Source organism: Acidimicrobiia bacterium (genome assembly GCA_040880805.1).
In the GTDB taxonomy this organism is placed as follows: Bacteria; Actinomycetota; Acidimicrobiia; order IMCC26256; family DASPTH01; genus DASPTH01.
Map to the genome: position 1 here is coordinate 51,625 of JBBDHW010000024.1, position 16,247 is coordinate 67,871.

Genomic DNA, 16,247 nt, shown 5'->3' on the forward strand with positions numbered 1-16,247 from the left:
GCGCGGCGCCGTGGCCCGAGCGGCCCGGTGCGAAGCACCGAGAGCGGAAATAATGGAGATGCTGCGCTTTGCCACGGCAGGCTCCGTCGACGACGGCAAGAGCACGCTCATCGGCCGTCTGCTGCTCGAGACCAAGCAGATCTTCGAGGACCAGCTCGAAGCGGTCGAGCGCACGAGCCGCGACAAGGGCTTCGACTACACGAATCTCGCGTTGCTCACCGACGGCCTGCGCGCCGAACGCGAGCAGGGCATCACCATCGACGTCGCTTACCGCTACTTCGCGACACCGCGCCGCAAGTTCATCATCGCCGACACTCCGGGCCACGTGCAGTACACGCGCAACATGGTCACGGGCGCGTCCACCGCCGATCTCGCGCTCGTGCTCATCGACGCGCGGAAGGGCGTGCTCGAGCAGTCGCGGCGCCACGCGGTGATCGCGTCGCTGCTGCAGGTGAAGCACCTCGTGCTGTGCGTCAACAAGATGGACCTCGTCGACTACGCGCAGGAGCGCTTCGACGAGATCTGCGACGACTTCACGGAGTTCGCCGGGAAGCTCGAGATCGACGACCTCACGTTCATTCCGATCTCGGCGCTGCACGGCGACAACGTCACGCAGCACTCGCCGAACACGCCCTGGTACGAGGGCCCGACGCTGCTGCACCACCTCGAGCACCTCTACATCGGATCCGACCGCAACCTGATCGACGTCCGCTTCCCGGTGCAATACGTGATCCGCCCGATGAGCCACGAGTATCACGACTACCGGGGCTACGCGGGCCAGGTGGCGAGCGGCATGCTCAGGCCCGGCGACGAGGTCGTCGTGCTCCCGAGCGGGTTCACCACGACCATCGCGGGCATCGACGAGTTCGGCGGGCCGATCGAGCAGGCCGCCCCGCCGATGTCGGTGAGCGTGCGCCTCGCCGACGACGTCGACGTGAGCCGCGGCGACATGATCTGCCGCCCGCACAACATGCCCATCGTCACCCAAGACGTCGACGCGATGCTGTGCTGGTTCCACGAGCAGCCGCTCCGCGAAGGCGCGACCTACGCGGTGAAACACACCACTCGCACCGCGCGCGCGCGCGTGCAGAAGCTCAAGTACCGGCTCGACGTGAACACGTTGCACCGCGACGAGAGCGCGGGCGCGCTCGCGCTCAACGACGTCGGGCGCATCACGCTCCGCACCGCCGTGCCGCTCTTCGTCGACGAGTACCGGCGCAACCGGGCCACCGGGAGCTTCATCCTGATCGACGAAGCCACGTTCGAGACCGTGGGCGCGGGGATGGTCCTCGGCGGCACGGCCGCATGAGCTCGTCGAGCCCCGACGTCGTCTGGCACGACAGCGGAGTGTCACGCGCCGACCGTTGGCGTACGCGTGGTGTGCGCGGCGCGACCGTGTGGTTCACCGGATTGTCGGGTTCGGGGAAGTCGACGATCGCGTCGGCCGTCGCCGTGGACCTCACCCGGCGAGGCGTGCTCACCTACACGCTCGACGGCGACAACCTGCGCCACGGCCTCAACGCTGACCTCGGGTTCTCGGCCGACGACCGCACCGAGAACGTCCGTCGGGTGGCGGAGGTGGCCCGGCTGTTCGCCGACGCGGGTGTGGTGGGCCTGGTGCCACTGATCAGCCCATACCGTGCCGGTCGTGAGCACGCCCGCGCGTTGCACGAGGCGGCCGGCCTCGTGTTCCTCGAGGTGTTCGTGGACGCGCCGCTCGACGTGTGCGAGGCGCGAGACCCGAAGGGCCTCTACGCCAAGGCGCGGGCCGGCGAGCTCACCGGCTTCACGGGGATCGACGACCCCTACGAGCCACCGGCGGCGCCCGATGTCGTGATCGCGGCCGACGTGGTGCCTCCCGATGCCGCGGCGGCCCTGGTGATCGCGCGCCTGGACACCTGAAGGTCGTCGAGGCCCCGAGCTTGGTCCCAGAGGGCGATGACCATCGGCACGATCACGATCACGTTGTAGGCGAAGTGGAGGTAGGGCCGCCCCAGGGGTGAGCCGATGATCCCGCCCGACCCCATGATCCCCGCGAAACCACCCGACGCGTAGACCGCTTGGTGCGCGTGGTAGATCCAGAAGAGATACAGGTGCTCGACCTCATGCAGGCCGGCGGCCGCGAACGCTATCCACAGCCATCGGTTCGCACCCCGGAAGACGACCAGGAACACTCCGAGGCTGAGCCACACCATGGTGTCAGCCACGAAATGAACCAGCTCGAAGTCGAGCTGCCCGAAAACCCCGTGTGATCGGGCGAGGTTCCCGTCCGTCGCCAGCAGTTGCAAGACCTGGACCGTGTGTTCTCCCATGTGGAGCGTCTGGAAGAACACGACGGCGAGGAAAACGGCGAACGCGCCGTAGTGCTCGTGTTTCCAGGCCGCTTCGAACACGAGCAGCGGGAGCCAGGGCAGGAGAGCCCCGAGGCCGACGATCCACAGCGGGTAGTCGCTCAGCAGGGCTCCCGCGCCCAGCAAGAACGAGACCCCGACGGTGATGAGGACCACTCGACGGGGAACCCGCTGCCAAACCAGCGCTCGTGGCAGGTGGAATCCTGCGCGCGGCGCCGCGTGGTCGGAAGCGACGAGCGGCGCGCGTCGGCGGCGCAGGACAGCACCGCTCACGACGGCGACGACACCGGTGACGATCAGCGCCCCGATCGCCGCAGCCGGCCAGTAGCGCACGGCCTCCGATCGGGGAAGCCTCGGTGCCACGATCGGGACGTTCCGAACCATGTAGCCGAGGAAGATGCCGACCGCGACCACCACAACCAGCAGCCCGGCGGCTCGCGAGCCGACGACCGCTTGGCTGCGCCCCGCGACCTCGCCGGGCCGCGTCGCGACCGGCAGATCCGCCCGGGCCTCCCCGCCCCAATCGCTCGAAACGGCACCGGTTCCCACCGTTGCGCCGCCTTCCTGGTTCTTGTTCAGCGGAGCCTACGCCGCGATCTCCGGAACCGGTGCCCGTGTCGACGCGCGCGCGGCGTTCTTGAGAGCATGACGCTCGTGATCCGGACCCGCGCTGTTCTCGATCAGATCCCCGCCTACGTACCTGGCCGCTCCGTCGAAGCCGTGGCGGCCGAGCACGGGATCACCGACGTGGTGAAGCTGGCGTCGAACGAGGCGCCCTTCGGCCCGCTGCCGGCGGCGCGTGCCGCGGTTGCCGACGCGATCGCGGGCGTCAACCGGTATCCCGACGACCGCAACGCGGCGCTCACCGACGCGCTCGCGGCGCGCTACGAGGTGGACCCGTCGCAGGTGCTCATCGGCGCGGGCTCGGTCGACCTGTGCCGGCTCGCGTTCGCGGCCACGATCGATGCGGGCGACGAAGTGGTGTTCGCGTGGCCGTCGTTCGAGATGTACCCGATCCTGGCGCAGCAGGTGGGCGCCGTTGCCGTGCGCGTCCCGTTGCGCGACCAGACCCACGACCTCGACGCAATGACCGATGCGCTCAGCGAGCGCACACGGCTCGTGTTCGTGTGTAACCCGAACAACCCCACCGGTACGGCTGTGGATCGTGCAGCGATGACGCGCTTTCTCGAGCGCGTTCCGTCGGACTGCTTCGTCGTGCTCGACGAGGCATATCGGGAGTTCGTGACGGCTGCCGACTTTCCCGACGGTCTCGACATGCTCGCGGCGCACGACAACGTCGCCGTGCTGCGCACGTTCTCGAAGGCATACGGGCTGGCGGCGCTGCGCGTGGGCTACGCCATCGCGCATCCCGATGTGATCGGCGTGCTGCGGAAGGTCGCGATGCCGTTCCGGGTGAACGGGCTCGCACAGGTTGCCGCGCTCGCGTCGCTCGGCGCGCACGACGAGATGCGCGAGCGCGTCGACGGCGTGATCGCGGAGCGAGCGCGGCTCGCGCGCACGCTGGCGCACCTGGGGTTGACGGCGTCGCCGTCGGAAGCGAACTTCCTGTGGTTGGACGTTCCCGAACAGGCCGCCGCGCTCGGCGAGTTCTCGGAACGGCGGGGCGTGGTGTTGCGCGTGTTCGCCGGGGTGGGCGTGCGCATCACCGTGGGAACGCCAGCCGAGGACGACCGTGTGGTGAAGGTGCTCGAAGGGGCCATTGCGGAGGGTGTTGTCTGATATTGCGTGTGGAAATTGTCTCGGCACCCTGGGGGCACCGGCGCAACGGGCAGTGGCGTGCCCTCCGTTCGGTGCTCAATCGACACACGAGGTGGCAGGCATGAAACGGGTTCGAGGAACTCGAGGCTCACGGCGAACACCGCGAACAACAATGTTCCGAACGACGCGTCATTCCTGAACGGCGGGATCGTCGTGATCTCCGGGGCGACCTTCGGCGGCGCGGACCCGACCTACCTGCAGATCGACAACAACGCGGCCACCGGCAACTTCCCCGTCGACCTGCTGTGGGACGGGACCGGCCACCACGTCACGTTCTTCCACAACACGTGCGGCACGTCGGCGCCGCCCGGGTTCTGCTGACGCCTTCCGAACCGCGGTCAGGGCATCTCGGGGACGCAGGAGTTGACGAGCTCCCCAATGCCCTCGATCGCGGTGCGCACCACCTCGCCGGCGTGCAGGTACACGGGTGGGTCCATCGCGTTGCCCACTCCGCCGGGTGTGCCGGTGAGCACGAGGTCGCCGGGCCTGAGCGACACGACGTTGCTCAGGTAGGCGACGACCGCGGCAGGGCCGAACACGAGTTGTGAGGTTCGGCTCCGTTGACGGACGACGCCGTCGACCTCGCAGGTGAGCTCGAGGTCGGGCGCGGTGCCGCCTACCTCGTCGGGCGTGACCATCCACGGGCCGACCGGCGTGGCGTGCTCGAAGGTCTTGCCCTGGAGCCACTGGAGGGTGCGGTTCTGGAAGTCGCGCATGGAGATGTCGTTGGCCACCGTGAAGCCGGCGATCGCGGCTGCGGCTTCGTCGGGTGACGCGTGGCGCACCGTGCGGCCGATCACGACCGCGAGCTCGACTTCCCAGTCGACCATGTCGGACACACCCGGCAGGACGATCGCGTCGCGAGCGCCGATCAGCGCATCGGTGAACTTGGCAAAGAGCGTCGGGAACTCCGGCGCCTCGCGTCCCATCTCCGCGATGTGGTCGGCGTAGTTCACGCCCACGCACACGATCTTTCCGGGATCGAGCACGACCGGCGCGAAGTCGGCACCGGCGAGCGGATGCTCCGCGCCCGTGACGTGCTCGCCGCGCTCGGCGCGCTCGAGCGGATCGTGACCCGACCGTAAGAGAGCGCCGACGTCGGGGTACTCGAGTTCGACCAGCGTGTTCCCGTCGACACGAGCGGCGTGCGTCCCGTCGCCCGTCCGGATCGTCGCCAGTCGCATCCGGGCATGTTGGCACACCACTTGGTTAGTGTTCGGGCGATGCGGATGGGACTCGATGTCGCGCAACAGCGGATGCCGTTCGCCGAGGTGGTGTCACGGGCGCAGTTCGCCGAGGGCCTCGGCTTCGACGGCGTGTGGGGTTTCGATCACTTCAAGCCGATGTACGGCGAGGGCGTGGGTGAGTGCTTCGAGGGCATGAGCACGCTTGCCGCGCTGTCGGGTGTGACCGAGAGGGTGCGCCTCGGCTTGCTGGTGGCCGGTTTCACATACCGACCGATCGGATTGTTCGCGGCGCAGGCCCTCACCATCGACCACGCGTCGAACGGCAGGCTCGAGCTCACGCTGGGCGCGGCATGGTTCGAGCAGGAGCACAAGGCGTTGGCGCTGCCGTTCCCGCCGACGGGCGAGCGCGTCGCGATGTTCGACGAGGCGCTGACCGTGCTGCGCGGGCTCCTCACCCAAGAGAACTACTCGTTCGAAGGCGCGTTCTACACGATCGAAGACGCGACGCTGTACCCACACGGCGTGCAGCAACCGCACCCGCCGATCTGGGTGGGCGCGACGCAGCCGCGCATGATCGGCATCGCGGCTCGGCACGCCGACGTGTGGCACTCGTTCGGACCGGCGGAGTGGCTGGCCGACAAGGCGCAGTTGCTCAGCGAGCGAGCAGAGCTTGCGGGACGCGATCCGGCGTCGATCATGCACGCGGGGTCTCTGTCGATCGAAGGCGACTGGGACGACGTACGGAAGGCCGCCGGCGCGTTCCGCGACGGGGGCTTCGGTTACCTCGTGGTGGGCTGGCCGGGCGAAGGCCGTACGCGCGTCGAGGAGTTCGTGCGTGTGGCGATGCCCGACTTCACCAGTTGACGCGCCTCACCAGTTGACGCGCCTCACCTGCAAACCGGCGTCGTTCAGGGTCGCTCTACAGCCTTGAACGACGCAAGTTCGGGTTTGGGGGTGAGAGCGCGTCGATCACGAAGTCGATGCAGCGCGTGAGCGCGGCGACGTCGTCGGGTTCGATCGCCGGGAACAGCGCGATGCGCAGCTGGTTGCGTCCGAGCTTTCGGTAGGACTCGGTGTCGAGGATGCTGTTGTCGCGCAGTGCGACGGCCACGGCCGCGGCGTCGACGGTGTCGACGAAGTCGATGCACGCGATCGTGCGGCTTCGCTCCGACGGCTTCGCCACGTAAGGGGTGGCGTGCGCGCTCGCCTCGGCCCAGCCGTACACGATCTCGGCAGACTGGTCACAGCGCGACGTTGTCCACTCGAGGCCGCCGTTGTCGAGCATCCAGCGCACCGAGTCGGCGAGCAGGAAGATCGAAGCGAGCGGCGGCGTGTTGTAGGTCTGGTCGAGGCGCGAGTTCTCGAGCGCGATCGGGAGACTGAGCGACGGCGGCACCCAACGCCCCGTGGCCGCGACGCGCTCGATGCGCTCGATCGCGGCCGGAGAGCAGAGCGCGACCCAGATCCCTGCGTCGGCGGCGAAGGCCTTCTGCGGCGCGAAGTAGTACGCGTCGAACTGCGTGGGGTCGACGCGCAGCCCGGCGGCGCTTGAAGCGCCGTCGACGAGCATGAGCCCCTCGGCCTTGGCCGGGCGGCGTACATCCATCATGACGCCGGTGGACGTCTCGTTGTGCGGGAACGCGTACACGTCGACCGAGCCGTCGACCACCAGATCGGGATGCGTGCCCGGCTCCGACTCGATCACGAACGGGTCGTCGAGGAACGGCGCGCCGGCGGTGACGGCCGCGAACTTCGACGAGAACTCGCCGAACACCAGATGCTCGGCGCGGTGCACGACCAGACCGAACGCGGCCGCGTCCCAGAACAGCGTGCTGCCACCGGTTCCGAGCAGCACCTCGTAGCCGTTCGGAAGCGCGAAGAGCTCGGTGAGCCCTTCGCGCGCCGCGCGCACGACCGCGCGCACGCCCTCACGGCGGTGGCTGGTGCCGAGGTAGCCGGCGCCGGCGTCGGCGAGCGCGCGTACGGCTTCGGTGCGCACCTTCGACGGCCCGGATCCGAACCGGCCGTCGCCGGGAAGCAGCTCGGGCGGGATGCGCACGGTCACCGCGCGAGGTTAGGGCCTGCCCTCTGCTGCCCCGTGTTGTTTGCCGCGAGCTCGGCGAGGAGGTGTATCTCGCTGCGGATGAGAGAGTGCCAGTCGCCGAGGTGGAGGCTCTCGTCCTCGCCGTGGATGCGACTCGACGGGTCGGCCGGGCCGAGCAGCAGCGCGGGGATGCCGCCGAACGCGTCGGCGAACGGGCCGACGAACGGGATGGTTCCGCCGACACCCATGCACACCGGGTCGACACCGAAGCCGGCGCGCAGCGCGCGCGTCGCCGCGTCGAACGCCCAACCGGTGGGATCGCAGTGCCACGCGGGAACGGCTTCGATCGGGGTGACCGAGAGCTCGAGCCCGAGGGGAACGCGTCGCTCGAGGTGCGCGCGCAGCGCGTCGTTGAGCCGGTTCGGGTCTTGGCCGCGCCCGACGCGCACGCTGATGCGGGCCGCGGCAACCGCTGTGATCTGGTTCGACGACCCCGCGATCGGGTGGCCGTCGATCCCGATGACGGTGATCGCCGGGCGCAGCCACAGGCGTTCGAACACATGCGTGTCGGGATCGCCCGCGAGCTCGACGCTGTCGCGCACGCCCCAGTCGGCGCGCAGCCGGTCGATGTTGTGGGGGAGGGCGTCGAGGCGCGCGCGTTCGGCGCGGCTCGGTGGCTCGTAGTCGTCCCAGCAGCCGTCGAACGCGGGATCGCCGCGCTCGTCGGCGAGCGTCGCGAGCATGCGCGCGAGCGCGAGGATCGGGTCGGGGACGAGCCCGCCGGCCATGCCGCTGTGCACCGGACCGTCGAGCGCGCGCACCCGCACGTCGACCCCGGCCAGGCCCCGCAACGAGTAGGTGAGCCCCGGGACACCCACCTTCCAGTTGCCCGCGTCGGCGAGCAGCAGCACGTCGGACTGCAGCTCGGCGACGTGGTCGGCGAGGAACCGGCCGAGGCCGGGTGAGCCGATCTCCTCCTCACCCTCGGCGAGCACCTTCACGTTGCACGGCAGCGCGCCGGTCGCGCCGAGCCAGCCGCGCACCACGGCGAGGTGCGCGACCACGCCTGCCTTGTCGTCGGCGGTGCCACGCCCGAACAGGCGGCCGTCGATCTCGCGGGGCTCGAACGGATCGCCGGTCCAGCGGTCGACGTAGCCCGGAGGCTGGACGTCGTGGTGCGCGTACAACAGCACGGTCGGGGCGCCGGGTTGGTTGGTCCACTCGCCGACGACGTACGGATGCCCACCGTCGACCACGATCTGGCGCACGGACTCGAGCCCCGATTCCTCCATGAGCACCTCGACCGCGTCGGCGCTCGCGCGCACGTCAGCCGCGTGCGCGGGATCGGCGCTGATGCTCGGGATTCGTACGAGGTGGTCGAGCTCGCGGCGCGCGCGCTCGACGTCGACGTCGGCGTCGGCGTCGGGGATCATCGGGTGAGCTCCTCGTACCAGAGCGGTGCCTTCTTGCGCGCCCACTTGGCGGAGATCTCGCCGCCGAGCATGGCTTCGAGCGAGTCCTGGTCGCGGAGCGCGAAGAAGATGTGGCCGAGCACCGCGACCCAGATGCCGAGCGCGAACCAGTCGTGCGCGAACGTCGCGCCCGTGCGCCAGTCGAGCGGGAACGCGTCGAACCAGTGCATGATCGAACCGGTGCCCAACATCACGACCCCGGCGCCGACGACGAACGCGGTGTTGAGCTTCTGCCCGGGGTTGAACTTGCCGAGCCGCACATCGTGTCGCCGCTTGCGACGCAACCATCGTGCGTCGTCGCGACTCCATCGGTTCAGACGGCCGAGGTCGGTGCGCAGGCGCGCGCCGCGCCGTCCGGCGATCGCCATGAGGACCGGGATCGGGAGGAACAGCCCCGAGTACACGTGCACGTTGCGGACGAACTCGCGGTGTCCCACCAACGTGGAGATCGGCCCGGCGTAGAGCGCCGCACCGGTGAGCATGAGGATGCCGAACAGCGCTGCGTTCACCCAGTGGAGCGTGCGCTCGACGCGATCGAAGCGCAGGAGTGTGGTGGGCGGCGGTCGCTCGACCACGATGCCCGCGATCTCGATGTCGGGATTGGCGTCAGGTGGCATCGTCGTCGCGCCCGTTGGACTTGCCGACCCAGGCGTCGACGGCGTAGCCGCGCGTCTCCCAGTAGCCCTCTTGGACGTGTTTCGTGAGCACGATGGTGTCGAGCCACTTCAAGGACTTGTAGCCGTACATCGGCGCGACGTAGAGGCGAACGGGGCCGCCGTGCTCGTCGGAGAGTGGTGATCCTTCGAGCTCGTACGCGACGAGCACGTCGCGGCGGCGTGCCTGTTCCATCGTGAGGCTCTCGGAGTAGGCGCCGTCGAACGACGTGAAGTGCACGGCGCGGGCCTCGGGTTGCACACCCGCGCGGTCGAGCACGTCGCCGAGCCGCACGCCCTTCCAGGCGACGTCGTGCACGCGCCAGCCGGTGACGCACTGGAAGTCGCGGGTGAACGCCGTGGGTTCCATGGCGGTGATATCGGCGTAGGAGAGGGTGATCTCCTCGTCGACGAGGCCCTTCACCCGGAGCCGGTACCGGTCTCGCGAGCGGGAGGGCAGGTCGCCCGTCACCGTGTAGATACGGAACCGCCCGATGGGGAGGAGCGAGGCGAGGCCGGTGCCGTCCTTGGCGATCAGGGGGCCCACCGCCCGTTCGAGCCAGTCCTGCGCTCGAGCTCCGAGCAGCACCCCCACGGCACCGAGGCCCACCAGGCCGACGAACACCCGCCGCCCGACTGGGGTGCCGCCTGTCTCACTCATCACACTGAGGATACGGAGCAGAGTGGCTCCGAGATGATACGCGGCAGGAAAGCCTGCGAAGATACGCCGGAAGCGCCCCCACCAGAGTGGAGGACCATGGCGACGACCGGTACTGCGACCTACGAGCTCCCGGGTTTCCAGGGCGAGCTCTTCTACCCCGGTGATGCGGGCTACGACGACGCCCGCGCTCTGTTCAACGGGATGATCGACCGATCACCGGCGCTGATTGCCCGCTGCTCGTCGGATGACGACGTGGTTGCAGCCGTGAATCTGGCGCGCACCCAGGGCATCGCGCTGTCGGTGTTCGGCGGTGGTCACGGCGTGACGGGTTCCGCGATGGTCGACGGTGGGATCTGCGTGGACTTGCGCGGGATGAAGGGCATCAGCGTGGACCCGAAGGCGCAGACGGTGCGGGCCGAGGGCGGCCTCACCTGGGGCGAGTTCGACGCTGCGACCGCGGAGCACGGGCTCGTGGTCACCGGAGGGCGGGCGACCACCACCGGTATCGCCGGTCTCGCGCTCGGCAGTGGGAGTGGCTGGATCGAGCGCAAGTTCGGGTTCGCGTGCGACAACCTGATCGAGGTGGAGCTCGTCACCGCCGACGGCCGCAAAGTGCGGGCGTCGGAAACCGAGAACGCCGAGCTGTTCTGGGGCCTGCGCGGTGGGGGCGGCAACTTCGGCGTTGTCACCGCGTTCCACTTCCAGCTTCACCCGCTGCCGCCCCTGATCCTTGGGGGCATGTTGATCTACCCCGCGGCGGTCGGAAACGACCTGCTCCGCTTCTATCGCGCTTTCATGCTCGCGGCACCCGACGAAGTCGGAGGCGGCGTGGCCTTCATCACCGCGCCGCCCGCGCCCTTCGTCCCGCCAGAAGTGCAAGGCCATCCCGTCATCGGAATCGTGGTGTCGTACGCGGGCGACGTCGACGAAGGCGCGCGCGTGTTCGCACCGTTGCGCGAGTGGGGCCCGCCGGCGATCGACCTCGTGGAGCCCATGCCCTACGTCGCCGTGCAGCAGCTCGTCGAGGCCGGGTTCCCGAAGGGTTTGCGGAACTACTGGACGGCCGACTTCTACGACACGCTCCCCGACAAGGCAATCGACGTGCTCGTCGAGCACGCGACGAATCCGGTGTCACCGCACAGTCAGATGTTGCTCATACCCGGCGGCGGCGCGATCTCGCGCGTGCCGGAGGACGCCATGGCGTTCGGCCAGCGTCACGCGGAGTGGAACATCCACTACCTGTCGATGTGGGAGCAGCCCGCCGACGACACCAAGAACATCGAGTACACGCGCGCGATCTCCGGAGCGATGAAGCCGTGGGCGTCGGGGCGCGTGTACCTCAACTTCATCGGCGACGAAGGTCAGGAGCGGGTCGAGTCGGGGTTCGGACCCGAGACGTATCCGCGCCTCCAAGCCCTCAAGAAGCAGTGGGACCCCGACAACCTGTTCCGCCACAACCAGAACATCAAACCCGCGTAGCCCTCAGTGCGAACTTGCGTCGTCTGTGGGCGCTCTACGACCTCGAACGACGCAGGTTCGGTGGTGGATTAGGCGCCGTACTTGGCGAGGCGGCCCGCGTTGGCGAGCATCAAGGCCATCAGGTCTTTGGTGGGGCGGATGCCGAGCATGCCGTGACGGCACCAGCGCTCGCCGAAGCGGTCGGTGTCGTCGCGACCGCAGCGCTCGCTCCACAGCAGTGTGGGTACCGGGTGCCACGAGTGCGCGGCCATCTGCGACGGCGTGGAGTGGTCGCCGCTGACGACGATCACATCGGGGCCGAGCGCGCGCAGCTCGGGTACGACCGCGTCGAACGTCTCGATCGCGGCGATCTTGCGCGCGCGGTCGCCGTCTTCACCGGCGGAGTCGGTGTACTTATAGTGCAGGAAGAAGTAGTCGTAGCTGCTCCACGCGTCGAGCAGCAGCCCGAGCTGCGCAGCGAGATCCGCGGGCCGACCGAGCACGTCCATGCCGAGCAGGTGCGCGATCCCGCGGTACATCGGGTATACGGCGACCGCGGCCGCGTGGAGTCCGTAGCGCTCCTCGAAGCTCGGGAGCTCCCGGTGCGTGTCGAAGCCGCGCAGCAGCACGACGTTGGCGCTGGCGTCGCTCGCGAGTGTGTCGCGGATTTGCGCGTCGAGCTCGACGACCAGATCGGCGGTGCGTTTCGCTTCGGGCGCGAGCGACGACGGCGCGAGCGGCGGCACGCCGGTCTGCTGCGGGTCGGTGTCGCCCAGGCGCGCGTCGAGCCCGTCGCCGCGCAGCACGACCAGCAGCCGGTGCTCGCGCTCGTGCCGGAAGAACACCTCGACTCCCGGGAGGTGCACCGCGGCCTGCAGCCGAGCGACGACGGCCTGCGCTTCCGCGTCGGGGATGCGCCCGGCGCGCCGGTCGGTGACGACGCCGCCGGGCCCGAGCGTGGCGAGATTGCCGCGCGCCGCGACGTCGCCCGCCTCGAGCTCGAAGTCGAGACCGGCGGCCGAGAGCGCGCCGCGCCCGAGCTCGAACTGCTCCGGGTCGTAGCCGAAGAGGCCGAGGTGGCCGGGCCCCGAGCCGGGCGTGATCCCGGGGCCGACGGGCTCGCAGAGCCCGGTGATCCCCTCGGCCGCGAGCCGGTCGAGGTTGGGGGTGACGGCCTCCTCGAGCTCGGTGCCGTGCTCCGCGTCGGCGTAGCCGCCGAGGCCGTCCATCACGATGAGCAGGATCTTGGTGTCGGCGGGCTGGATCAGATCGGACGGGTCCATTCGCTCCACGCTACTTTCCACGCCGTGCCCGACACTCTGCCCGAGTCGATCTTCCATCTCGACGGCGACGTCGCCGTCCCGACCGAGCTCGCGCGCGGTCCCTGGTCGCCGCACGCACAGCACGGCGGTGCGCCGTCGGCGCTGCTCGCGGGCGTGCTCGAACGCGTCGACGCGGGTCCGCCGGCGTTCACCGTCCGCCTCACGGTCGACCTCATGCGTCCGGTGCCACTTGCGCCGTTGCGCATCGCGACGCGCGTCGTGCGTCCGGGCAAGAAGCTGCAGATCGTCGAAGCCTCGCTCTACGACGGCGACATCGAGGTTGCGCGCGCGACCGCGCTCAGGTTGCGCACGTTGGACGACGAGCTCGACACGAGCTGGCAGGCGCCCGACGTGGCGGTGCTCGCGCCTCCGAGCGGACCGTCGGCGTTCCCGCGGATGGAGAGCGGGCAGCTCGGGTACTGGAACGCGGTCGAGATGAGCCCGATCGTCGGCGAGCTCTTCGTGCCCGGGCCGGCAGCCGTGTGGTTCCGCCTGCGTGTACCCGTGGTGGCGGGCGAGGAGCCGTCGCCGCTGCAGCGGGTGGCCGCGGTGGCGGACTTCGGGAATGGCGTGGGATCGGGCATCGACCGCAGCCGGCTCTCGTTCATCAACGCCGACGTCACCATCACGCTGCACCGGCTCCCGGTAGGCGAGTGGGTGGCGCTCGACGGCGTGATGTTCGCCGAGCCGACCGGGATCGGCGTTGCCGAGACCGTGCTGCACGACCAGCGTGGCCGAATCGGGCGTGGCGTGCAGGCCGTGATCCTCGAGGAACTGAGGGGCGCCTGACTCTGGGTCGCTCGCTTTCGAATCGGGGATACCCCGATTCGCGGCCGCTTGCTCCCGGCTAGCGACGGCCGGAGTTGGGCCGTTTGCCGTGGTTGGCCTTGTTGCGCCGTGAGCGCAGCTTGCGCTTGGTGGTCTTCTTGCTCATGTGCGAGTGACTCCCCGGTGTCGGCCGATGCAGGGTAGCGGATCGATTCGGATCGGGGGTCGCCGCGTAGGCTCGACCCCCTTGGAACGTCTCGGGCTCGTCGGCCTCCCCAACAGCGGCAAGTCGAGCCTCTTCAACGCGCTCACGGGTGCATCGTCGGTGGTTGCCGCGCACCCCTTCTCGACCACCGAGACCACCGTGGGGATCGCGCACGTGTCCGACGAGCGGGTCGATCTGCTGGGCGAGATGTCGCACTCGAAGAAGCTCGTGTACACGAGCTTCGAGATCCTCGACATCGCCGCGCTCGTGAAGGGATCGAGCGGCGGGGAGGGGCTCGGAAACTCCTTCCTCGGCTCGCTGCGCGACTGCGACGCCATCCTGTTCGTGCTGCGGGCCTTCGAGGACGACGCCGTCCCCGGCGACACCGATCCGGCGGCGGCGCTCGACACGCTCGAGCTCGAGCTCGTGCTCGCCGACCTCGCGTCGGCTGAGGGCCGGCTCTCCCGGCAACAGCGGGCGGCCAAGGGCGACAAGACGCTGGCGGGCGAGGTCGCGGCACTGGCGCGGGCCGTGGCCGTGCTCGGCGACGGCGTGCCGATCTACCGGTCGGATCTCACGGGCGACGAGCGGGAACACCTTGCCGCCGCGTTCCTGCTCACCGACAAGCCGGTGCTCGTGGTGGTGAACATCGGCGAGGACCAGCTCGACCGGGCTGACGAAGTCGCGTCGAGCGTGTCGAGGGGTGACGACGTACTCGCAGTGTGCCTGCAGCTCGAAGCCGAGGCTGGGGCACTCGACCCGGATTCGCGCGCCGAGATGCTCGAGGGGCTCGGGCTCGGCATCGGTGTCCTCCCGCGCGTCGCGCGGGCGGCGTATCACCTGCTCGGCCGGCGCACCTTCCTGACCACCGGCGACAAGGAGACGCGCGCGTGGACGTTCCGCGCCGGTTCCAAGGCACCCGAATGCGCAGGGGTGATCCACTCCGATCTGCAACGCGGCTTCATCCGCGCGGAGGTGATCGAGTGGCGCGAGCTGCTCGAGATCGGGTCGTGGGCGAAGGCCAAGGAGCAGGGTCGGCTCCGCGTCGAGGGGAAGGACTACATCGTCCTGGACGGCGACGTACTCGAGATCCGCTTCAACGTGTGACCCCCTGCTATGTGGCTCGTGCGTGAGGGTGACGTGCTCGCAACCGCCGAGGTGACGCGCGACTCGCGCGCGCGCCGTCGCGGCCTACTCGGCCGCCGTCGAAGGTGTCCTCGTGCTGCGGCCGTGTCGACACGTGCACACGTTCGGCATGCGGTTTCCGATCGATGTCGCCTTCTGCGCGGTGACCGGGGTCGTGCTGCGCACGTGCACGCTGCCTCCGCGTCGACTCTCGCCCGTCGTGCCTCGCGCCGCGTTCGCGATCGAGGCGGCGGCGGGAGCATTCGACAGGTGGAAGCTCCGGGCCGGCGACCGGGTCGAGCTCCGCGGATGACCGACGCACCGCACGATCCATTGGGCGGCGCGCTGATCCTCGTTGCCACGCCGATCGGGAACCTGGGCGACCTCCCGCCGCGCGCGGTCGAGGCCTTGCGCGCCGCGGATGTGATCGCGGCCGAAGACACGCGACGCGCACGCGCGTTGCTCACCCACGCGGGCGTGCCGGCAGCCGGCCGTCTGCGCGCAGTGCACGCGCACAACGAACGTGAGAGCGCGCTCGTCGTCGTCGACGCGGTGATGTCCGGTCAGCGAGTCGCGTACGTGACCGACGCCGGCATGCCCGGAATCTCGGATCCCGGCGAGCGACTCGTGCGCGCGTGCCTCGACGCGGGACTCGCGGTGGAAGTGGTCCCGGGCCCGAGCGCGGTGCTCACGGCGCTCGTGCTGTCGGGCTTGCCCACCGACCGTTTCGTGTTCGAGGGCTTCCTGCCCCGGCGCGGCCCCGTGCGCCGCGAGCGCATCGCGGCGCTCGCGGGCGAGCGACGAACGTCCGTGCTGTTCGAAGCTCCGGGCCGAGTCCTGGGCACCTTGTCGGACCTGCTGGCCGCGTGCGGGCCGTTCCGCGAGGTGGCCGTCGCCCGTGAGCTCACGAAGATCTACGAGGAGGTGTGGCGCGGCGCGCTGTCCGAGGCGGTGGCGCACGCAGCGTCGACCGAGGCCCGCGGGGAGCATGTGATCGTGCTCGCACCCGCGCCGGAGCCGCCCGCCGCGAGCGACGACGAGGTCGATGCCCATGTGGAGGCCGCGCTCGCCGAGGGACTGTCGACGCGCGACGCCGCGGCGCGGGTGGCGCGCGACCTCGGTGTGTCGCGGCGACGCGGCTACGACACCGCGACCCGTCTGCGCCAGAAGAAGAAGGACCGGTCGCAGAAGGAAGAGAAAGAGAGCCAATAGATAGAGTTGG

Annotated in this window: 17 protein-coding genes; 10 read left to right on the forward strand and 7 right to left on the reverse strand. The window is 69.7% G+C overall.

Annotated features, from left to right (window positions below; all coding sequences use genetic code 11):
• Positions 1-52 precede the first annotated feature (52 nt).
• Positions 53-1,309, forward strand: coding sequence for a GTP-binding protein (locus WD271_05560; protein MEX1007294.1), 1,257 nt, complete (start codon positions 53-55; stop codon positions 1,307-1,309).
• Positions 1,306-1,902 carry an adenylyl-sulfate kinase gene (gene cysC, locus WD271_05565; protein MEX1007295.1) on the forward strand — a complete coding sequence of 199 codons (597 nt, stop codon included), beginning with the start codon at positions 1,306-1,308 and terminating at the stop codon, positions 1,900-1,902. Before WD271_05560 ends, cysC begins: the two co-directional genes overlap by 4 nt.
• On the opposite strand, the gene WD271_05570 is transcribed toward cysC, so the two are convergent.
• Positions 1,806-2,900, reverse strand: coding sequence for a hypothetical protein (locus tag WD271_05570; protein ID MEX1007296.1), 1,095 nt, complete (start codon positions 2,898-2,900; stop codon positions 1,806-1,808). The genes cysC and WD271_05570 overlap by 97 nt on opposite strands.
• 96 nt (positions 2,901-2,996) lie before the next feature.
• Between WD271_05570 and hisC the strand changes: the two genes are divergently transcribed.
• Positions 2,997-4,091: a histidinol-phosphate transaminase gene (gene hisC / locus WD271_05575; GenBank protein MEX1007297.1), complete on the forward strand. Its 1,095-nt coding sequence runs from the start codon at positions 2,997-2,999 to the stop codon at positions 4,089-4,091.
• A 192-nt stretch (positions 4,092-4,283) separates the two neighbouring features.
• Positions 4,284-4,451, forward strand: a complete 168-nt coding sequence (locus tag WD271_05580) for a hypothetical protein (GenBank protein ID MEX1007298.1) — start codon at positions 4,284-4,286, stop codon at positions 4,449-4,451.
• A gap of 17 nt (positions 4,452-4,468) precedes the next feature.
• Here WD271_05580 and WD271_05585 read toward each other — a convergent pair whose 3' ends face one another.
• On the reverse strand, positions 4,469-5,314 hold the full coding sequence (locus tag WD271_05585) for a fumarylacetoacetate hydrolase family protein (protein ID MEX1007299.1): 846 nt from the start codon (positions 5,312-5,314) through the stop codon (positions 4,469-4,471).
• Positions 5,315-5,353: 39 nt separating this feature from the next.
• Here WD271_05585 and WD271_05590 point away from each other — a divergent pair, with 39 nt between their 5' ends.
• Positions 5,354-6,181 carry an LLM class flavin-dependent oxidoreductase gene (locus WD271_05590; GenBank protein MEX1007300.1) on the forward strand — a complete coding sequence of 276 codons (828 nt, stop codon included), beginning with the start codon at positions 5,354-5,356 and terminating at the stop codon, positions 6,179-6,181.
• 55 nt (positions 6,182-6,236) lie between these two features.
• Here the strand turns inward: WD271_05590 and serC are convergent, their stop codons facing one another.
• From serC to WD271_05610, 4 genes are read right to left on the reverse strand one after another with little or no spacing between them, the layout of a single operon-like run.
• A complete protein-coding gene (gene serC / locus WD271_05595; GenBank protein MEX1007301.1) occupies positions 6,237-7,382 on the reverse strand; it encodes a phosphoserine transaminase in 1,146 nt (381 codons plus the stop codon).
• The gene (locus tag WD271_05600; GenBank protein ID MEX1007302.1) at positions 7,379-8,794 is read right to left on the reverse strand and encodes a M20/M25/M40 family metallo-hydrolase; all 1,416 of its coding nucleotides are present in this window, start codon (positions 8,792-8,794) and stop codon (positions 7,379-7,381) included. The genes serC and WD271_05600 overlap by 4 nt, the downstream gene beginning before the upstream one ends.
• Positions 8,791-9,450: a cytochrome b/b6 domain-containing protein gene (locus WD271_05605; GenBank protein ID MEX1007303.1), complete on the reverse strand. Its 660-nt coding sequence runs from the start codon at positions 9,448-9,450 to the stop codon at positions 8,791-8,793. The genes WD271_05600 and WD271_05605 overlap by 4 nt, the downstream gene beginning before the upstream one ends.
• Positions 9,440-10,147 carry a molybdopterin-dependent oxidoreductase gene (locus tag WD271_05610; protein ID MEX1007304.1) on the reverse strand — a complete coding sequence of 236 codons (708 nt, stop codon included), beginning with the start codon at positions 10,145-10,147 and terminating at the stop codon, positions 9,440-9,442. The genes WD271_05605 and WD271_05610 overlap by 11 nt, the downstream gene beginning before the upstream one ends.
• A 96-nt stretch (positions 10,148-10,243) precedes the next feature.
• On the opposite strand from WD271_05610, the gene WD271_05615 reads away from it, so the two are divergent.
• Complete coding sequence (locus WD271_05615; GenBank protein ID MEX1007305.1) at positions 10,244-11,626, forward strand: FAD-binding oxidoreductase; 1,383 nt, start codon at positions 10,244-10,246, stop codon at positions 11,624-11,626.
• Between the two features lie 68 nt (positions 11,627-11,694).
• On the opposite strand, the gene WD271_05620 is transcribed toward WD271_05615, so the two are convergent.
• Complete coding sequence (locus WD271_05620; GenBank protein MEX1007306.1) at positions 11,695-12,888, reverse strand: 2,3-bisphosphoglycerate-independent phosphoglycerate mutase; 1,194 nt, start codon at positions 12,886-12,888, stop codon at positions 11,695-11,697.
• A 24-nt stretch (positions 12,889-12,912) separates the two neighbouring features.
• On the opposite strand from WD271_05620, the gene WD271_05625 reads away from it, so the two are divergent.
• The 4 genes from WD271_05625 to rsmI all read left to right on the forward strand — a co-directional run bounded on the left by WD271_05625 (position 12,913) and on the right by rsmI (position 16,237).
• Entirely contained in the window at positions 12,913-13,716 is an 804-nt protein-coding gene (locus WD271_05625) for a thioesterase family protein (GenBank protein MEX1007307.1), read from the forward strand.
• Positions 13,717-13,942: 226 nt separating this feature from the next.
• Positions 13,943-15,007 carry a redox-regulated ATPase YchF gene (gene ychF / locus WD271_05630; protein ID MEX1007308.1) on the forward strand — a complete coding sequence of 355 codons (1,065 nt, stop codon included), beginning with the start codon at positions 13,943-13,945 and terminating at the stop codon, positions 15,005-15,007.
• Positions 15,008-15,119: 112 nt separating this feature from the next.
• Positions 15,120-15,338: a DUF192 domain-containing protein gene (locus tag WD271_05635; GenBank protein MEX1007309.1), complete on the forward strand. Its 219-nt coding sequence runs from the start codon at positions 15,120-15,122 to the stop codon at positions 15,336-15,338.
• Positions 15,335-16,237 (forward strand): 16S rRNA (cytidine(1402)-2'-O)-methyltransferase, encoded by a 903-nt coding sequence (rsmI, locus tag WD271_05640; protein ID MEX1007310.1) that lies wholly within the window; start codon positions 15,335-15,337, stop codon positions 16,235-16,237. The genes WD271_05635 and rsmI overlap by 4 nt, the downstream gene beginning before the upstream one ends.
• The last annotated feature ends 10 nt before the right edge of the window (positions 16,238-16,247 follow it).

Excerpts from the sequence above, each read along its gene's own strand:
- rsmI (MEX1007310.1), top strand. The coding sequence starts at position 15,335 with ATGACCGACGCACCGCACGATCCATTGGGCGGCGCGCTGATCCTCGTT.
- WD271_05605 (MEX1007303.1), bottom strand. The coding sequence starts at position 9,450 with ATGCCACCTGACGCCAATCCCGACATCGAGATCGCGGGCATCGTGGTC.
- WD271_05610 (MEX1007304.1), bottom strand. The coding sequence starts at position 10,147 with ATGAGTGAGACAGGCGGCACCCCAGTCGGGCGGCGGGTGTTCGTCGGC.
- WD271_05600 (MEX1007302.1), bottom strand. The coding sequence starts at position 8,794 with ATGATCCCCGACGCCGACGCCGACGTCGACGTCGAGCGCGCGCGCCGC.
- WD271_05615 (MEX1007305.1), top strand. The coding sequence starts at position 10,244 with ATGGCGACGACCGGTACTGCGACCTACGAGCTCCCGGGTTTCCAGGGC.
- hisC (MEX1007297.1), top strand. The coding sequence starts at position 2,997 with ATGACGCTCGTGATCCGGACCCGCGCTGTTCTCGATCAGATCCCCGCC.
- WD271_05585 (MEX1007299.1), bottom strand. The coding sequence starts at position 5,314 with ATGCGACTGGCGACGATCCGGACGGGCGACGGGACGCACGCCGCTCGT.
- WD271_05560 (MEX1007294.1), top strand. The coding sequence starts at position 53 with ATGGAGATGCTGCGCTTTGCCACGGCAGGCTCCGTCGACGACGGCAAG.
- WD271_05620 (MEX1007306.1), bottom strand. The coding sequence starts at position 12,888 with ATGGACCCGTCCGATCTGATCCAGCCCGCCGACACCAAGATCCTGCTC.
- WD271_05590 (MEX1007300.1), top strand. The coding sequence starts at position 5,354 with ATGCGGATGGGACTCGATGTCGCGCAACAGCGGATGCCGTTCGCCGAG.
- cysC (MEX1007295.1), top strand. The coding sequence starts at position 1,306 with ATGAGCTCGTCGAGCCCCGACGTCGTCTGGCACGACAGCGGAGTGTCA.